The organism is Cystobacter fuscus DSM 2262, from assembly GCF_000335475.2.
Taxonomy (GTDB): domain Bacteria; phylum Myxococcota; class Myxococcia; order Myxococcales; family Myxococcaceae; genus Cystobacter; species Cystobacter fuscus.
In genome coordinates this window covers 332759-350523 of record NZ_ANAH02000006.1, presented here as the reverse complement: position 1 = coordinate 350523, position 17765 = coordinate 332759, and the positions used below count along the sequence as shown (strand labels likewise).

The following is a 17765-nucleotide window of genomic DNA, read 5'->3' as shown; positions in this document are numbered from 1 at the left end:
CGGAGGTCGGGTCCGCTCGCACTCCGGGCGGACCCACCAGGGCCCCGAGGGCCCGCTGGCAATGAACCCCGTGCGCGAAGCGTAGAAACGCAGGAGATTCGGCACGCGTGGTAAGCTGGGTGGGCTGGTGTAAGGTAGTCCCCCAAGGACTCGCAGTGGAGGAGGTCGACACCCGCCATGTGGCAACGGTTCAAGAGGGCAATGCGCAGCTTCGCTGGCTTCTTCGTCTCCTCCATCGAGGATCCGGAGCTCATCCTCGAGCAGAACATCCGGGACCTGAACGATCAGGTACCGAAGATGAACGAGTCCATCGCCATGGTGCGGGCGAACCTGACGCTCCTGGAGAAGGAGAACGCCAAGTACCAGCAGGACATCCGCGACCTGACGGCCAAGGTGAAGGCGGCCATCCAGGCGGGGCGTGACGACCTGGCGGCCCAGTACGCGAGCAAGCTGCAGATCGAGAAGGGCGCCCTGGAGCGCAACCAGCAGCAGCTGGACACGGCCAAGCAGGCGTACGAGAAGTCGCTCAGCCTGAAGAAGTCCTTCATGCGTGAGAAGGAGCGCAAGACGCAGGAGGCCATGACGGCCATCCGCGACGCGCGCCGCGCCCAGTGGCAGTCCAAGGTGGCCGACGCCATGGAGTCCTTCACCGTCGCGGGCATCGACCAGACGCACGGCGAGATGCTGCGCAAGGTGCAGGAGAAGGCGGCCGTCAACGAGGCGCGCATGCAGATGGCGCTCGACTCGGTGGACCACCAGGCCGTGCAGATCGAGGAGGACGCCGAGCACCTGCAGGCGATGGACCTCGTGAAGCAGATGAAGATGGAGATGGGCCTGGACAGCCCCGCGCCGGTGTCCGACGTGAGCGCCGGTCCGGAGAAGACCATCGGCAAGAAGGTGGAGATCAAGTAGCCGTGGGACGAGGGAGGCCGCTCTGATGGCGTTGCGACGCGGACCCGGCCTCATTCCGTTCCTGATTCTGTGCGCCCTGGGGGCCGCGTGGCTCCTGGCCTCGCCCCTGGGGTACCTGGACCGGCTCCAGGCGCGCTTCTTCCCGGCCGCCAAGGACGCCGTGCGCCTGTCGCCGGGAGACTTCCCCGCGGGCGTGACGGCGCCCATGGCGGACCTGGCCTCGGTGCCCCTGCGGCCCACCCTCATCGGCTTCACCGCGCGCGGCTCGGCGGCGGCGCTGCTCCTGGCCACGGGGGGCGCCTCGACGCTGGACAACCCCGCGCCTGCCCCGGGCGCGGCGCAGGGCGTGCTCAAGACGGCCTATGCCATGGACGCGCGCGCCGTCGTTTTCGCCAACGAGGACGAGCTGCGGCAGGCGCTCTCGGTGGGCGCGGAGCACGGCGGGGTGGACCTGGCGGTGCTCTCGGTGGACCGGCTGGCGGCATGGCTGCCCGCGCTCCGGGACGCGGCGCCGCGCACGGTGTTGCTCGTGGGCCGCAGCCGCGGGCAGGAGGCGCTGGCGGCGGTGGGCGTGACGGAGCTCGCGCAGCTGCGCGGCAAGCGCCTGGGCGTGTACCCCGCGGGCTCCTCCTCCTATTTCGCGCTGTGGGTGCTCTCGCGCGCGGGCCTGCGCATGTCGGACGTGCGGTGGGTGGACCTGCCCTCCACGCTGGACGCGGGCCGGGCGCTGCGCGAGGGCCGGGCGGACGCGGTGGCGGGCCTGTGGGGCGACGTGGAGCTGGCCGCGAGGGACAGGGGCGGTCAGGTGCTGGCCACCACGGCGGACGCGCCGCACCTGGTAGCCACGGTGCTGGTGGCCCGGGGCGACTACGCCGCGCGCTACCCGGACGCCATGCGGCGCATCATCCGCGGCCTGCTGGACGCGGGGCAGAGCGTGGCGAAGGATCCAGGGCCCGCGGCGCGGCTGCTCGGCGAGGTGGCCCCCTACCTGGGAGACCCGTCCGAGGCCATCCGCAGCGCTCCCCCGGCGACACTGGCGGACAATCGGGCCTTCTTCGGGCTTTCCGGCGAGGCGCCCGTCACCTATGACGAACTCTTCCAGAGCGCCTCGGCGCTCTACCAGAAGATCAGGCGCACGGCGAAGGCACCGCCAGCCGAGGACACTCGCGATCTCGGCGCGCTGAAATACGTGTCGGAGGCGCGAGGGCCATGAGGCCCCTGTCCGCGAGGCGCCTCGCTGGCGAGAACTGACGTGGCCCGCACTCCGAACTTCCTGAAGGCCGCCTTCCTGATGCCCGCCAACCTGGTGGGCTTGTTGACCGCCGGGGCGTCGGCGGCGCTCACCGGCGAGCCGCTGCCCGCGCTGGTGGCGCTCGGCGTCGAGGGGGTGTACCTCGTGGGGGCTCTCTCCTCCTCGCGCTTCAAGCGGGCGGTGCGCTCGCGCGGGCCCGACGCGCAGGACACGGAGGCCGCGCGGCAGCAGGTGGAGGCGCTGCTCAAGGACCTGGCGCCCTCGCAGCGCGAGCACTACCAGCAGTTGGTGGGGCTCAAGGAGAAGATCCTCGCCAACTACGCGCGGCTGCCGGGAGGCCGCGTGCTGGCCACCAGCAGCGAGGAGCGGCTGGATGCGCTGCTCACCTCCTTCCTGCGGCTCATCGCCGCGCTCAACCAGTACCGCGCGTACCTCAACCCGGCGGAGCGGCAGTCGCTGGAGAAGGACGTGCGCTCGCTGGAGGCGGAGCTGGCGCAGGAGACCAACGCGCGCATCAAGGACGTGAAGGAGAAGCGCCTGGAGATCCTCAAGCGCCGGCTCGCGCGCTTCGAGCTGGCGGGAGAGAGCCGCGAGGTGGTGAGCCACCAGCTCGCGAGCATCGAGGACCTGATGCGGCTCACGCACGAGCAGTCCATCGCCATCCGGGATCCGGAGAGCGTGTCGCGGCAGCTCGACGTGCTGAGCGCCGGGGCGAGCGCCACGGACGAGACGGTGCGGGAGATGGAGCGCTTCATGGAGTTCAGCGAGGAGACCTCGGCGCCGCTGCCCCACGGCACGCGCGTCCGCTAGGCCGGGCGAGGTGTCGGCGTACCCGCTGACCGGTTGGTTCCTGGACGGGGGCCCCGGAAGCCCGCACGAAGAATTTGACTCCGGGGCCGAGGCCGTCTGCACTCTCCCTTCTATGCTCCGCCGCGCCTCACCCTGGCTCCTGCTCGTGCTGCTCGTCTTCGCCGGTTGCTCCCGCTGCGGTGACAAGCAGGAGGGCGTGAAGACGTTCAACCCCGCCCGCTTCCTGCCCCGCGACGCCCAGGTGTCGCTCGTCGTGCCGGACGTCGGCGTGCTCGGCGAGAAGCTCGCGCGCTTGCAGAACCTCAAGCTGGCCAACTTCGCCGCGCAGCTCCAGAACGCCCAGTCCGCCGAGGCGCTCGTCTCCAGCATCATGCGTCAGGTGGGCGTGGACCTGCGCAACCGCCAGGCCATGGAGGCCGCGGGCATCGAGCCCTCGCGCGGCGTGGGCGTGGCCCTGCTCGGCGGCCAGCAGGCCTTCTCCGTGCTGGGGATGAAGGACGAGAAGCTGTTGACGGAGACCTTCGCCCGGCTGGCCCGGGACAGGCTGGGCGCCTCCGAGCGCGCGGAGCAGAAGGTCCCCGGCGGCACGCTGCTCACCTTCAGCCGTCCCACCGCGAGCGCGCCCTCGCTGGGCCTGCTGCTCACCGACGGCTACGCCCTGGTGGGACCGGGTGAGGTGGTGCCCCGGCTCTCCGGCTTCGCCACGCTTCCCCTCGAAAAGTCGCTCGAGGGGGAGCCGCTCCTGGCCGATTCCCTCAAGCGGCTGCCCACCGAGCGCGACTTCTACGCCTTCCTTCCCGGCGGGGTGGGGTTCCTCGTTCCGGCGGGCACCACCCAGGGGGTGACGCTGGTGGGCTCGCTCGGCGATCGTGCCCTCACCGTGCGCATGGACACGCCGTGGCCCGGGGCCCAGGACACGCTCGCCGCGTTCTCTCCCCAGAAGGGGGCGGAACTGCTCGGCTACCTGCCCGAGGACAGCTTCCTCGTGCTGCGCTACCAGGGCGACCCCGCGCGGCTCAACGATTTCTGGCCCTACCTGGCGGGCTCCTTCGTCACCCGGGCGGTGCAGGAAAGCGGCTTCGACGTGAAGGGCGAGCTGCTGGATCGGCTCGAGCCCGGCAGCGTGGCGGGCGTGTCCCTGTCGCCCACGGTGCAACTGGGCGCGGGCCTGCCCTCGTTGGATCCCCGGCGCACCAACCCCTTCCGCTACGTGCAGCTGGTGGCGGTGGGGGATGGCAAGGACGCGGCGGGTGTCGCCTCGCTGCTGGAGAAGCTGCCCCCCGTCGCCAAGCGCTTCGGCGCCGACATCCAACCCACCGACGTGAATGGCCAGCGCGTCTACCTCACCACGTACGCGCGGGGCGAGGGCGCGCACCTGGCCTCGGTGGGGGACAAGGTGGTGGTCGCGGCGCCGCGGGCCCGGCTGGAGTCGATGCTGCCCCGGCTCGCGGCGGCTCCGGGCGCGCCTCCCGTGGCGGAGCAACTGCGTGGGGTGCTCCAGGAGCCGGCGTTGGGCGCGGTGTTGGACCTGCGGAAGCTCGCCGAGGCGGTGAAGGCGCTGCCCTCCGAGGCGTGGGGGATTGGCGGCTTCGCCATCAAGGCGACCACGGTGCGCTTCCTGGACGCCACGGATGACCTGCGCGCGGTGACGCTGGCCGTGTCCGGCAAGGACAAGGCCCTGCAGGCGGAACTCACCCTCTGGCTGGCGGCCCGCCCGTGATCCGCGCGCGCGACATCGTCAAACGCTACCAGGACGGCGAGGGCAGCGAGGTGCGCGTGCTCGATGGCTTGTCACTGGACATGGAGCAGGGGGACTTCGTGGCCGTGGTGGGCCCGTCCGGCAGTGGCAAGTCCACGCTGCTGCACCTGCTCGGCGGCCTGGACGTGGACTACCAGGGCGAGGTGGAGGTGGCGGGCGTGAAGCTGACCGGCTTGAAGGAGCCGGCGCTCGCGCGCTTCCGCAACGAGCACGTGGGCTTCGTCTTCCAGTCCTTCCACCTCATCCCCAACCTGTCCGCGGTGGAGAACGTGCTCCTGCCCTCGCACTTCGGCGCCGCGCCCGTCGACGCGCGCAAGCGCGCCGAGGCACTGCTCGACCGGGTGGGCCTGCTGGCGAAGAAGGATCGCGCGCCGGTGCGGCTGTCCGGAGGCGAGCGGCAGCGCGTGGCCATCGCCCGGGCGCTCTTCACGGGCCCGAAGCTGCTGCTGTGTGACGAGCCCACCGGCAACCTCGACGCCGCCACGGGCGCGGGCGTCATCTCGCTCTTCCAGGAGTTGCACCACGAGGGCCTCACGCTGCTCGCCGTCACGCACGAGGATCGGATGAGCTCGGCGGCGCGGCGCGTGCTGCGGCTCAAGGAGGGCCGGCTGGTGGAGGAAGCCCGGCCCCTGCTGGCGGGAGGGCAGTCATGAGGCTCGCGGCGCTGTCGAGACTGGTGCGGTTGAGCCTGGCGCGCGAGCGGCGGGGCGCGTTCTTCTCGGCCTTCGGCGTGGCCATGGGCGTGGGGGCGCTCGTCTTCTTCGTGGGGCTGGGCCTGGGCGTGGGCCGCGTCATCCGCGAGCGCGTCTTCCCCTCCGATGCGCGGCTGGTGGACGTGGTGCCGCCCACGGTGTCGCTGGGCTCGCTCTTGGGTGGGGGCCGGCTGGACACGGTGATGGTGGAGCGGCTCCAGGCGCTGCCCGGCGTGGAGAAGGTCTACCGGAAGATGAACGTGCGCGCCCCCGCGGCGAGCCTCTACAACGGGGACTTCTTCGGCCGCCGGCTGCGCATGGGCATGGATCTGCTCGTGGTGGGGGTGGATCCCGGGCTCGTCGAGGGCGACGTGCCGCGCGAGAAGTTCGTGGACGCGGGGCCGGGCCAGCCGCTGCCGGTGCTCATCTCCTCGCGCCTGCTGGAGATCTACAACAACACCTTCGCCCCGGCCCGCGGCCTGCCGAGGCTCTCGTCGCAGATGCTCCAGGGCTTCCAACTGCCGGTGGACTTCAACCGCTCCTACGTCACCGCGCCGCTGCCCAACGTGCCCGTCATCTCCGCCCAGGCGCAGGTGGTGGGCACCTCGGACCGGGCGCTGCTCGCGGGCATCACCCTGCCGCTGGAGGTGGCCGTGCGCCTCAACCGCGAGCTGGGCCAGGACACGGAGACGTACTCCGGCGTCACCCTGGTGGCCACGAGCCCTGGCCGGGTGTCGGAGCTGATGGCGGCGGTGCGGGACATGGGCCTGGAGATCGACGACCAGGAGCGGCGGCTCGCGGAGAACGTGGGCGCGGCGGTGACGCTCGTCACGTCTGCCCTGGCGCTCTTGTCCATCCTCATCTGCGTGCTCGCGGCGGTGAACATCGCCCACGCGCTGAGCTCGTCCGTGCGCGCGCGGGCCCGGGAAATCGGCGTCATGCAGGCCGTGGGCGCCTCGCGCGCGGACGTGCGCAACATCGTCCTGGCCGAGGCGGGCGTGGTGGGTCTCGCCGGTGGCGTGCTGGGCACCCTCGCCGCGCTCCTCCTGGCCGTGCTCATCGATCGGCTCGCCGCCACCTGGCTGCCCGAGTTCCCCTTCAAGCCCGACAGCTTCTTCTCCTTCCCCTGGACGGTGGTGGTGGGCGGGGTGGGGCTCGGGTTGCTCGCCGCGGTGGCGGGAGCCTGGTTCCCCAGCCATCGCGCCGCCGCCACGGACCCCGCCCGTACGCTCGCCGGATGACTCTCCCCTCGCGCCAGACACTCCTCGTCAACCTCCTGTGCCTGCTCGTCCTCGGCTGGCTCTATGGGGGGGACCTGCTGGACGCCGTGCGCGCCCGGAGCGCCGAGGTGTCCGCGTTCCTCGCGCCGCCCCCGCTCGTCTGGCCCGCGGTGGTGCTCTGCGTGATGCTCGGCGCACTCGGGGTGGGGGTGTGGGGACTCACGCGGGGCCGGGGCGAGGGCTTCAAGGGCTACCGGCTGCTGCCCATCGTCCTGGTGACCGCGCTCTTCTTCGACCTGGTGCTCTCGGAGAACCAGATGCCCTTGCGCTCCGAGGACGTGGCCTTCCTGTCCCTGGGGCGCTTCCGGGAGCAGGTCGAGCCGCTGGTGCGCGGGGGCAGGGTGCCCACCTCGCCCGAGGTGCTGCGCCCGGTGGTCGAGGACATGGGCCAGCCGCCGTACCTGGTGCGCGGGGTGCGCGCGGCCGCCTGGTCGCTCCAGGTGCGCCAGGGGTGCCAGGGACCCGTCGAGCAGGCGCCGGGCCTGGAGGTGGGCACCTTCATCTACTGCGTGGCCCCCGGCGCGGAGCGGGCCTGGGTCTCCCTGGTCGCCCTCCCTGCCGGCAAGCGCTTTGGCCTCCCCGAGGTGCTGTCCTCGGAGGGGAACACGTCCTTCGCGCTCATCCAGCCCGTGCCCCCGGAGGAGGAGCCACCGCCCGGAGCAGAGGCGCCCTTCGGGGAGACGCCCGGGAGTCGGACGCCCCCGGGCGGGCCGGAGACACCCGACGTGGGGGAGCGGGAGCCCGTCCCCCCGCCGTGACGCGTGGTGCCGCCGGGAAGAGGAACGTCACGCGCGGTTGACCCTGTGGATGGGCGGTCGATAGGCTCCAGTCCCGAACCCCCCGAGCCTCGTGCGCCAGTGACGACCACTCAACCGAAGCGGCAACCCATCCCGTTTGGGAAGTACCTCCTCCTGGACCGGATCAACATCGGCGGCATGGCGGAGGTGTGGCGCGGGAAGATGTTCGGCGCCGGCGGCTTCGAGCGCCTCGTCGCCATCAAGCGCATCCTCCCCAACATCGCCGAGGATGACGAATTCATCTCGATGTTCATCGACGAGGCGAAGATCAGCGTGCAGCTGAATCACGCCAACATCGCGAAGATCGAGGAGCTGGGACAGATCGCGAACAACTACTTCATCGCGATGGAGTACATCCCCGGCAAGGACATGCGGGCCATCTTCGACCGCGGCCGCAAGAAGAGCGAACCGGCGCCGGTGCCGCTGGTGGCCTACGTGGTGTCCAAGATGTGCGAGGGCCTGGACTACGCCCACCGCAAGAAGGACGGGATGGGGCGGGACATGAACATCGTCCACCGCGACATCTCGCCGCAGAACATCCTCGTCTCCTTCGAGGGCGAGGTGAAGGTCATCGACTTCGGCATCGCCAAGGCGGCGGGCAAGGCGACCAAGACGCAGGCGGGCATCCTCAAGGGCAAGTTCGGCTACATGAGCCCGGAGCAGATCCGCGGCCTGCCGTTGGATCGGCGCTCGGACATCTTCGCCATCGGCGTGTGCCTCTACGAGATGCTCACCGGCGAGCGGCTCTTCGTGGGCGACAGCGACTTCAGCGTCCTGGAGAAGGTGCGCAAGGCCGAGGTCGTGCCGCCGAGCGCCTACAACCGCCGCATCCCCGAGGCCCTGGAGAAGATCGTCCTCAAGGCGCTCGCGCGCGACGTGGACGAGCGCTACCAGTACGCCAACGAGCTGGGGGATGACCTCCAGCGCTTCCTCATCACCTCCGAGTCCATCTTCAGCCGCAAGGACCTCATGCAGTACATGAAGTCCACCTTCGCGGAGGACGTGGAGCGCGAGAAGCAGCGGCTGCAGGAGTACGCGGAGATCGCCGCCCCCGAGAGCATCCTGAGCGCGATCGAGGGGGGCACGCCGTCGGCGCCGCCCGTGCCGTCGCACACCAGCATGCCGGTGGTGCCGCTGGCCGCGCAGCCCTCCGGAGGGCCTCATTCGGGAGCGGTGCGCCGCTCGCCCACGCTGGCCTCCATGCCCAAGCTGACGGCGGCCCCCGTGGCCGCGCCGTTCAAGCCGCAGCGCGAGGAGTCCGGGGCGACGCAGGTGATGGGCCCCGAGTCCGAGTCCGAGTACGACGACGACGAGCCGAACACGCAGCCCGGGCTGATGGGGCCGGGCCGCACGGTGACGCCCGTCGAGGTGCCGCGCGCCCCCGTCATCACCGAGCAGCCCCTGCAGCGCCCGTCGCTGCCGCGGCTCACGGCGAGCCTTCCGCCTCCCGCGCGGCCGGCTCCGTCGCTCGCGCCCTCCGGCGCGGAGAGCACCACCGTGGCCCGCCAGGCGCGCAACACGATGGACGGCATGCCGCGTGTGAGCCGGACCGATGAGCCGGCCGTGCCGCCCCGGGCCTCGCTGGCCGGCATGCCCGCGGTGAGGCCGCCGCCGCCGGTGGCGACGCCTCCTCCGGAGGACCGGACGGATGAGCTGCTGCTGACCGCACCCCCGGACGCCGCGCCCACGGCGCCCGCGCGCCCGGCCGCCGCGACGAAGTCGCCCCCCGCCACCTCCGCGCGCAACGTGGAGCCGGCGGCTTCCGCCCCCGCCAACCGTCTGCCGCTCTTCGCGGCCCTGGGCGCCGTGGGGCTCGTGGTGCTGCTCGTGGTGGGTTACCTGGTGCTGCGGCCGGCTCCCACGGGCTACCTCCTGATGGAGCTGCCCGCCAGCGTGCAGGCCAATGCGCGCGTGAGCTTCAATGGCACGGACCTGGATGTGCCCAAGAAGGGTGCCCTGTTCCAACAGGTGCCCGCGGGTCCCGCGATGATCATGGTGAGCGCCGAGGGCTACCGGCCCTTCACGCGCAGCGTGGAGATCGCCCAGGGCACGGCGGCCACCACGGTCCCGGTGGAGCTGGAGCGCGAGGCGCGCACGGCCCAGATGCTCGTCGTCACCCAGCCTCCGGACGCGGAGCTCAAGGTGGATGGCAAGGTGGTGCGCGCCAAGGGCTCCTCCTCCATCTACGTGGGCGAGGCGCCGGCGGACACGGACGTGCTGGTGGAGGCGAGCGCCCCCGGTTTCAAGCCGGCCCGGCAGAACGTCCGCCTGGGCGCGGACGGCAAGCCCACCCAGGTGCAGCTGCGGTTGGAGCCGGACACCTTCGAGGTCGACGTGCAGTCCTCCCCGTCCGGCGCCACCATCGTCGCCGGAGGCAAGGAACTGGGCCAGACACCCGCGTTGGTGCGCCTGCCGTCCGGTGTGACGCAGGTGAGCCTCAAGCTGCGCTGCTACGACGACGTGGACGTGCGCGTGGCGCCCAAGAGCAACCGGGTGAACGAGCGGCTGAAGAAGCAGCGCGGTTGTAGGTAGTCCTCGCCAAGAGAACCAGGCGCCTTCCCTCGCGGGAGGGCGCGAGTGCCCCCACGAGGGGCCGGAGAGGCAAGTCCGTGACCAAGGCACGCAAGGGGGACGCGGCGGATCCGCTCGCGGAGCTGCCCGTTTGGGCGCGCAAGCTCGCCCAGAAGTACTACACGAAGACCGTCAACACCTTCCTGCTCTACGGGGCGGTGAGGGATTTGCAGCCCCTCACCCAGGAGGACGGCAGCCGGGGCTTCGGCACCCTGCGCACGTTCCTCGCCGAGGAGCTCTTCGGCGGGCGCGACCACGTCCTCTTCTATGACCGCTCCTCGGGCATCCGCTCCTCCTCGCCGGACACGCAGAAGGAGCTGCAGCGCACCATGGCCGGCTACGACGCGCTCTATGGCACCGACTACGCCAAGAGCCTGCCGAGGGATCCGGCCCGGGCGCTGCAAATCCTCGAGAACTTCCTGCGCATGCGCCTGAGCGAGGGCCGCTCGCTCGCGCTCATCATCGACTTCGCCGAGACGCTGGTGCCCGGCGGGGAGATGAGCCACCTGTCGGCCGAGGACCGCTTCGTGCTGGCCACGCTGGAGAAGTGGGCGCACGATCCGCAGTTCCTCGCGGGCGACGTGTCGGTGGTGCTGTTGGCGGAGAACCTGGCGGACATCTCCCCGCGCCTCTCGCGCAACCCCTTCGTGGCGCCCCTGGAGCTGCCCCTGCCCATGGAGGAGGAGCGCCTGGAGTACGTGCGCTTCAAGCTCGAGGGCAAGAAGCTCGCGGCGGTGTCGGACGTGCCGCTCGCCGCCCTGGCGAAGATGACGGCGGGCCTGTCGCGCATCAACCTGGACCGGGTGCTCACCGAGGCGCTCGAGCGCGGGATTCGCATCACCACCGAGCAGCTCAAGGAGAAGAAGAAGGAGCTCATCCAGGCCGAGTGCCACGGGCTGCTCGAGTTCATCGAGCCGGTGAACACGCTGGACGCGGTGGCGGGCCACGCCAAGGCCAAGGAGATGCTGCGCGGGGCGGCCAATGCCCTGAAGAAGGGCCGCATGGAGGTGATGCCCATGGGCTACCTCGTGAGCGGCCCGGTGGGCACGGGCAAGACGTTCCTCGTGTCGTGCTTCGCCGGGGAGATTGGCATTCCCGTGGTGAAGTTCCTCAACTTCCGCAGCCAGTGGCAGGGCGTCACCGAGAGCAACCTGGAGAAGATCTTCAACCTGCTCAAGGCGCTCTGGCCGGTGGCGGTGATGGTGGACGAGGCGGACACGTTCCTGGGCAACCGCGACTCGGGCGGGGACTCGGGCACGAGCAGCCGCGTGTTCGGCTCCATCGCCTCGTTCATGGGCAACACGGTGTACCGCGGGAAGATCGTCTGGTTCCTCATGACGGCGCGGCCGGACCTGTTGCCCATCGACTTGAAGCGACAGGGCCGCGCCGAGGAGCACCTCGCGCTCTTCTATCCGGAGACGGAAGCCGAGCGGGAGGAGCTCTTCAAGGTGATGCAGAAGAAGACGGGACTGAAGCTCGAGGTGCCCTCCATCTCCGAGCTGATTCCCACGGGCACGCGCCAGCTCAGCGGCGCGGACATGGAGGCGGTGCTCGTGCGCACGCGCTTCCGGGCGCTCGCTCAAGGGCGGGAGCAGGCTACCGTGGAGGACCTGAAGGCCGTCTTCGAGGACTTCGTGCCGCCCAGCTACCCGCTGGAGATAGAACTGCAGAACCTGGTGGCGGTGCAGGAGTGCACCAGCCGCGAGCTGCTCCCGGAGAGCTTCCGCCGGCTGGATCGCGACCACATCACCCGCCGCGTGCGCGAGCTGAAGAACCTGCTCGAGCAGGGGTGAGCGCCGGGGCGGGGGACAGCACCCCCGCCCGCGCTCGGGGTGCTACGGCGCGCTCACCGTGAGCTTGAGGCCGGTGGGCAGGCGGCTGGTGTCGGTGATGTGGTTCCAGCGCTTGATGTCCTCGACGGTGATGCCGTAGCGCTGGGCCACGCTCCACACGGACTCGCCGGCGGCGAGCGAGTGCACGGTGCCGGCGCGGCCCGTGGGGGCCTTCTGGGCGGCGACGACGGTGCCCGCGCGCTCCACCACCGGGGCGGGCGTGTTGCTCGGCCAGACGTACAGCACCGAGCCCACCTTCAGGGCGCGCTTGCTCGCGCGCACGGTGAGGTTGTTCCACTTGCGCATGTCGTCCACCGACACCTGGAAGCGCTGGGAGATGGCCCACAGGCTGTCGCCGGACTGCACGCCGTAGGTGATGCGCTTGCGCCCGCTGATCACCTCCGTCTTGATGGGTCCGACGGCCACGGGGCCGCGAGGCGTGCCCGCGGGCACCTCGTCCTCGGGGCGGGGCACCGTCACGCCGCTGCGCCGCGCCTGTGCCACCTTGCGCGCCAGGGCGCTCTCGGTGGTGCTCTCCTTGGTCGGACGGCCCACGGGCACCGGGATGACCAGCTCCGCGTTCACCCGCAGCGTGCGCAGGCTCTTGAGCTGGTTCATCTGCAGGATGGCCTCGGGCGCCGTGCCGTAGTTGAGGGCGATCTGCGACAGCGTGTCCCCGCGCTTCACCCGGTGCACCCGGAAGGCCAGCCGATCCTTGGCCGCGAGCTGGGCGAAGTTCTCCGTGAAGCGCTGCCGCGTGCCCTGGGGCAGGCGCAGGGTGTAGGGGTTCTTCGCGCTCGCGGGCGGGGTGCACCAGCGCCGCAGCTCGGGGTTGAGCTCCTGCACCTCCAGCACGCTCGCGCCCGCCGCGCGCGCCACCACGTCCAGGTCCACCGCCTCGGTGAGCTTCACCTCGTCGAAGGCCAGCGGCGGCTCGTAGACGAACTCGTCCTCGGCGAAGCCGAAGGCGGCGGGGTGCTTGGCGATGAGCGCCGCGGCGATGAGCTTGGGCACGTAGTGCTTGGTCTCCGTCGCCAGGCCCTTCTCCGCGGAGATGGTCCAGAAGTCGGACGTGCCGTGGCGCTCCATGAGCCGGCGCACCCGGCCGCTGCCCGTGTTGTAGCCCGCCCACGCGAGGTACCAGTGGCCCAGCTCCGCGTGCAGGTCCTTGAGGTAGCGCGCCGCGGCGTACGTGGCCTTGATGGGATCCTTGCGCTCGTCCACCCAGAAGTCCTGGTGCAGGCCGTACTGGCGGCCGGTGCTGGCGATGAACTGCCAGGGGCCCGCGGCATGTGCCCACGAGTAGGCGCTGGGTGAGAAGCCACTCTCGATCATCGCCAGGTACACCGTGTCGCGCGGCAGCCCCAGCGACTCGAGGATGGGCTGCATCGTGGGCAGGTAGCGCGTGGAGCGGCTCACCCACTTGCGGAACCACTTGCGGCCCGGCCCCTGGAAGAACTGGATGTACTGGGCCACCAGCGGCTGCATCTCCACCGGGATGTCGTAGCGCGCCTGCACGAGCGCCACGTCGAAGGTGGACAGGTCCGTGATGCGCGGCATCTCCGCGCTCGCCTCGTCCTCGCGGAAGGTGGGCTCCTCCAGGGCATCCAGCATGCGCAGGCGCAGCGGGTTGGCCACCCCCAGGCGGCGCAGCGACTGGAGCACCTCGGCATCGGGCCGGGCGCCCGGATCCAACGTGGCACCTTCCAGGGCCCGCATCTCCTCGAGCTCCAGCGACTCGTCCTCCAGCCCCTCGGTGTCCTCGGCCGGGGAGGGGTCGGCGTCCTGGGCGGGGCCCGCGAGCACCGGCTTGTCTTCGGGGTCGGCCGGCCGGGCCTCCGCGGCGGGAGGCGTTTGCGGCGGGGAATCACTCGGCGGCTGCGGCGCCGCGGAGAGGACCAGGAGGAGCAGACTGAAGGACTGCATGGGCACCAGGATGCCGGCTGCCGGGAGGGCCGGATGATTGGGGTCTCAAGACTTCGATGCTTCTCGCGTTACTCCAACAAGCATCCAGACAGGCCATTCTCGCCCTGGATGCCGGGGACGGGAAGAAACGCACCGCCCGGATGTGTTGGGGCGTTCTTCACTTCACTCACCGTGAAGCCCCATGCCCGGCGCCGAGGATGCGGGGCAGGTAGGTGGCGAAGTCGAAGTGGGGCGAGTTCTCGCGGTTGTGGCAGGTGACGCACACCGCCTCGCCCGGCCGGGCGACGATGTTGTCGGGGGAGGGGTCCTCGGCGTGGCGTGAGCCCGGGCCGTGGCAGCTCTCGCAGCCCACGTTCTCGCGGCCGGCCACCTTGTCCAGGCGGCACACGCCACCGGGGCGCTCCCAGCCGGTGACGTGACAGCCGGTGCAGTTGAGGTGGTACTGCTTGCCCGCCTCCTCCAGCGTCTTCCAGGCCTGGTGGTGCTTGGAGGCGTTCCACACCGGGAAGGACTCCTCGTGGCAGCTCTCGCAGGAGGCGTTGCCCACGAAGGCGGCCTCTCCCTTGGCGGGCGCCGGGCAGTCCTGGCCGTGCGCGCGCGCCCACTCCAGGTTCATCGTCCCCACGTCCGCGTCGTAGGCCTTCACCACCGCCTCGGCGGCCGGGTCCGAGGGCAGGGTGGACTCCAGGGGGACGAAGCGCACGGTGAAGGTGTCGCTGTCTCCCCCGGTGGCCACGGGCGCGGTGAGCAGGGCCTGACGGCGCTCCACCAGCTCCGTGCGCTTTTGCTGCTTGAGCGCCTTGAGCTGGGGGTCCACGCCGGGCAGGTTGATCTCCGAGTCCAGCAGCGCCATGCGCCGCTCGAGGGAGGCCACCTCCTTCTCGGCCTCCTGCGCGGAGCGCTGCGGGGTGAAGCGGCCCGGCGTCGCGCCGTAGGCCAGGTCCACGCGCAAGAGCGAGCGGCCCTTGCTCTGCAGGCCCACCACCGGCACCGCGTCCCGGGTGAGGGTGTTCTGCTCGCCGTCGAACTCGGAGGCGGTGTGGGTGGCCACCACCAGGTCCACGCCGGGCTGGGCGGAGGCCACGGCGCTCTGGGCCTCGGGCAGGGTGCCCTGGAAGAGGCCCACCACGAACGCGGCGCCCTGGGCACGTGCCTGGGCGTCACCGCGCGCGAGCCCGGCCGCGTCCGTGGCGCTCACCACGCCCACCTTGCGCGCTCCCGCGGCCAGCACCTTCACGCCCCCGGTGGGCAGCTCCGGCAGGCCGAGCCCCTGACGGAAGGCCGCGCCGCGCGCGTTGTCCAGCTCGCTCACCGCGCGCACCGCCAGGCCCATGTCCTTGAAGACCTCGGAGAGAGCGCGCGCCTTGCGCTCCTCCTGGGGCACCTGCTCCGGCTTGAGCGTGGGGGCGCCGAAGAGGCTCTCGCCACCGTCCACGTACAGCACCGGCAACGGCCCCTTGCCCGCCTCGCGCACCTGGAAGGCCGCGCGCGCGATGCCGCCGCGCATGTTCTCGCTGCAGCCGCAGGGGCCGAGGTAGCCGCGCAGATCCGCGGAGACGAAGAGCACGGCGCCGGGGGCGCTGGGGTCCTGGGGGCGCTCGGGGGTGCTCTGCTCGGGGGCCTGCGTCGGGCTGCTCGGGGGGGGCTCGGTGGACTGCGCCTTGCGCCAGCACGCGCCGAGGACCGCCAACAAGAGGAACGCGGGGACGAGCCGTCTCACCGCGTCACCAGATGATGCTCTGCACCAGCTCGTCGATCTTCTCACCCATCGCCTCCAGGCCATTCCCCTTGGACAGGCTGCCATCGGCGCCGACCTGCTCGGCCAGGTTGGCCAGCTCGTCATCCGGCAGACTGGAGAAGAGGATGATGGGGATGTCCTGCGTCCCGTACTCGTTCTTCAACGTGCGGCAGATGTCGGTGCCCTTGGCCTCGGGCATGTGGATGTCCGTGAGGATGAGGTCCGGCTTCCACGTCTGGAGCGTCTTCTCGAACTCCATCAGCGTGGACGTGGCGATGACTTCATAGCCGCGCGCCTCCAGCACGGCCTTCTCCATGGCGAGTGTGATCTCGCTGTCGTCGATGAGGAGGATCTTTCGCTTCTCTTGCACGGCGGCCTCTTCCTGGGGGGCCCTTCTATCCTACCCCTTCCGGGGGCTCCAAGGTTTTCCCACTGGTAGGGAGAAGCACGAGACGCATGGGGGCGCTTCGTCCAGTAGCCCGGACGGCGAGCAACCCGCCAGCACATTGGTGTTGCCGGGCAACGAGGGGTGTCGCAAACAGTCGCCATGTCTCGCGCCTTGACTGCTGTGAGCCTGTGCTTGTCCGTGTTGCTGTCGTGGAATGCTTGGGCGCTCAACAACACCGGACTGGGGGATCCTCCCTCCACGGTGAACCGGCAGACGCCCTATGCCGCCGCCAACGGCTTCTCCGACGCGGTCCACCGGGGCGACTACGCCCTGGCCTCGCACTACCTGGACCTCGACTTCATCCCCCCCGCCGAGCAGAAGGAGAAGGGGGCCCGCCTGGCGCGCCAGCTCAAGTTCGTCCTGGACCACAAGCTGTTGCCCACCGCCCTGGCCAGCCTCAGCAAGGAGCCCGAGGGCGACCCGGAGAACGCCCGCTTCGATCAGATCGACGCCATCCCCGTGGGGGATGTTCTCTACCCCATCCGACTCAATCGCCTGACTGTCCCCGAAGGTGGTCGGGTGTGGGTCTTCAGCGAGGGGACGGTGAAGGCCATCGAGCCGCTCTACGCCGAGTACGGCCCGATGTTGCTGGGCGAGGAGTTGCCGGCGGGGCTCTTCGCGCGTTCGGTGCTGGGGTTGGAGCCGTGGCAGTGGCTGGGGGTGCTGGTGACGCTGGTGGGGGCGGCGCTGCTCTCGGTGGTGATCGAGCGCGTGTCGCTCAAGGTGATGGGGCGGCTGGCGCAGTGGACGAGCATCACCTGGGATGACGCGCTGGTGCCGGCGGGCCGGGGCCCGTTGAAGCTCTTGTGCTTCGCGGTGCTCGGGGCGGTGGGCATGTCGGCGCTGCTGTTGCCGCCCACGGCGCGCAGCATCACCGGCCACCTGTTCATCTCCCTGCTCATCATCGCGGTGGCGTGGTACCTGCTGCGCTTCCTCCGGGTGACGGCGGAGTACGTCCAGCAGACGGTGACCCACAGCGGCAAGGATGCCGGGCGGGCGCGGGGGCTGCGCACCCAGCTCGCGGTGCTGCGCTCCGTGTTCGAGGCGGCCACCTACGTCATCGCCGCCGCGCTCTTGCTCATGCAGTTCGAGCTGGTGCGCAACGTGGGCGTGTCGCTGCTCGCCTCGGCGGGAATCGCCGGTATCGTCATCGGTCTGGCGGCGCAGAAGTCCATCTCCTCGCTGCTCGCCGGCATCCAGATGTCCATCACCCAGCCCATCCGTATCGGCGACCAGGTGGTGGTGGAGAACGAGTTCGGCACGGTGGAGGAAATCACCCTCACCTACGTGGTGGTGAAGGTGTGGGACGAGCGGCGGATGGTGATTCCCATCTCCCAGTTCCTCGACAAGCCCTTCCAGAACTGGAGCAAGGGCGGCTCGAGCATGCTGGGCGTGGTGCGGTTGATGGTGGACTTCACCACGGACATGGACGCGCTGCGCGCCGAGCTCCAGCGAATCCTGAACAACGAGGCCAAGGAGTTGTGGGATGGCAGGGTGTCCACCCTGGTGGTGGAGGATGTGTTGGATCGCACGATGCAGGTGCGCGTGCTGGTGAGCGCCAACCCGAGTGTCCTCTTCGACGTGCGTGCCCTGGTGCGCGAGAAGCTGATGTTGTTCCTGCGCGGGCGGCCCGAGTGGCTGCCCATCTCCCGCACCGAGGCGCGCACGCTGGCCGCCGCGCCCGCGCCGAAGCCGCCCGAGGAGCCGGCACGGCCCGCCTTGCCCGAGCCGGCTCGCTCCTGAACCCG

General features: G+C 70.8%; 13 protein-coding genes. 10 read left to right on the top strand and 3 right to left on the bottom strand.

All coding sequences use genetic code 11. The features are described 5' to 3' along the window. Positions 1–177 precede the first annotated feature (177 nt). The 9 genes from D187_RS11785 (at position 178) to D187_RS11745 (ending at position 11866) form a co-directional block, all read left to right on the top strand. Entirely contained in the window at positions 178–912 is a 735-nt protein-coding gene (locus D187_RS11785) for a PspA/IM30 family protein (RefSeq protein ID WP_002631935.1), read from the top strand. A gap of 25 nt (positions 913–937) precedes the next feature. Next, positions 938–2125 carry an ABC transporter substrate-binding protein gene (locus D187_RS11780; RefSeq protein ID WP_002631936.1) on the top strand — a complete coding sequence of 396 codons (1188 nt, stop codon included), beginning with the start codon at positions 938–940 and terminating at the stop codon, positions 2123–2125. Between the two features lie 39 nt (positions 2126–2164). Next, on the top strand, positions 2165–2974 hold the full coding sequence (locus D187_RS11775; protein ID WP_002631937.1) for a hypothetical protein: 810 nt from the start codon (positions 2165–2167) through the stop codon (positions 2972–2974). A 112-nt stretch (positions 2975–3086) separates the two neighbouring features. Beyond that, on the top strand, positions 3087–4694 hold the full coding sequence (locus tag D187_RS11770) for an aspartate 1-decarboxylase (RefSeq protein ID WP_002631938.1): 1608 nt from the start codon (positions 3087–3089) through the stop codon (positions 4692–4694). Continuing rightward, the gene (locus D187_RS11765; protein ID WP_002631939.1) at positions 4691–5386 is read left to right on the top strand and encodes an ABC transporter ATP-binding protein; all 696 of its coding nucleotides are present in this window, start codon (positions 4691–4693) and stop codon (positions 5384–5386) included. The genes D187_RS11770 and D187_RS11765 overlap by 4 nt, the downstream gene beginning before the upstream one ends. Then, positions 5383–6666: an ABC transporter permease gene (locus D187_RS11760; protein WP_002631940.1), complete on the top strand. Its 1284-nt coding sequence runs from the start codon at positions 5383–5385 to the stop codon at positions 6664–6666. Before D187_RS11765 ends, D187_RS11760 begins: the two co-directional genes overlap by 4 nt. After that, on the top strand, positions 6663–7463 hold the full coding sequence (locus tag D187_RS11755) for a hypothetical protein (RefSeq protein WP_002631941.1): 801 nt from the start codon (positions 6663–6665) through the stop codon (positions 7461–7463). Before D187_RS11760 ends, D187_RS11755 begins: the two co-directional genes overlap by 4 nt. A 99-nt stretch (positions 7464–7562) precedes the next feature. Next, complete coding sequence (locus tag D187_RS11750) at positions 7563–10034, top strand: serine/threonine-protein kinase (RefSeq protein WP_020917965.1); 2472 nt, start codon at positions 7563–7565, stop codon at positions 10032–10034. Positions 10035–10111: 77 nt separating this feature from the next. Beyond that, positions 10112–11866 carry an ATP-binding protein gene (locus D187_RS11745; protein WP_002626812.1) on the top strand — a complete coding sequence of 585 codons (1755 nt, stop codon included), beginning with the start codon at positions 10112–10114 and terminating at the stop codon, positions 11864–11866. A 42-nt stretch (positions 11867–11908) separates the two neighbouring features. On the opposite strand, the gene D187_RS11740 is transcribed toward D187_RS11745, so the two are convergent. From D187_RS11740 to D187_RS11730, 3 genes are all read right to left on the bottom strand, one after another. Further along, positions 11909–13831: a LysM peptidoglycan-binding domain-containing protein gene (locus D187_RS11740; RefSeq protein WP_002626813.1), complete on the bottom strand. Its 1923-nt coding sequence runs from the start codon at positions 13829–13831 to the stop codon at positions 11909–11911. Positions 13832–13997: 166 nt separating this feature from the next. Continuing rightward, complete coding sequence (locus D187_RS11735) at positions 13998–15551, bottom strand: multiheme c-type cytochrome (protein WP_002626814.1); 1554 nt, start codon at positions 15549–15551, stop codon at positions 13998–14000. Positions 15552–15555: 4 nt separating this feature from the next. Then, positions 15556–15939 carry a response regulator gene (locus D187_RS11730; protein WP_002626817.1) on the bottom strand — a complete coding sequence of 128 codons (384 nt, stop codon included), beginning with the start codon at positions 15937–15939 and terminating at the stop codon, positions 15556–15558. Between the two features lie 177 nt (positions 15940–16116). Between D187_RS11730 and D187_RS11725 the strand changes: the two genes are divergently transcribed. Next, positions 16117–17760 (top strand): mechanosensitive ion channel family protein, encoded by a 1644-nt coding sequence (locus tag D187_RS11725; RefSeq protein ID WP_043429333.1) that lies wholly within the window; start codon positions 16117–16119, stop codon positions 17758–17760. The last annotated feature ends 5 nt before the right edge of the window (positions 17761–17765 follow it).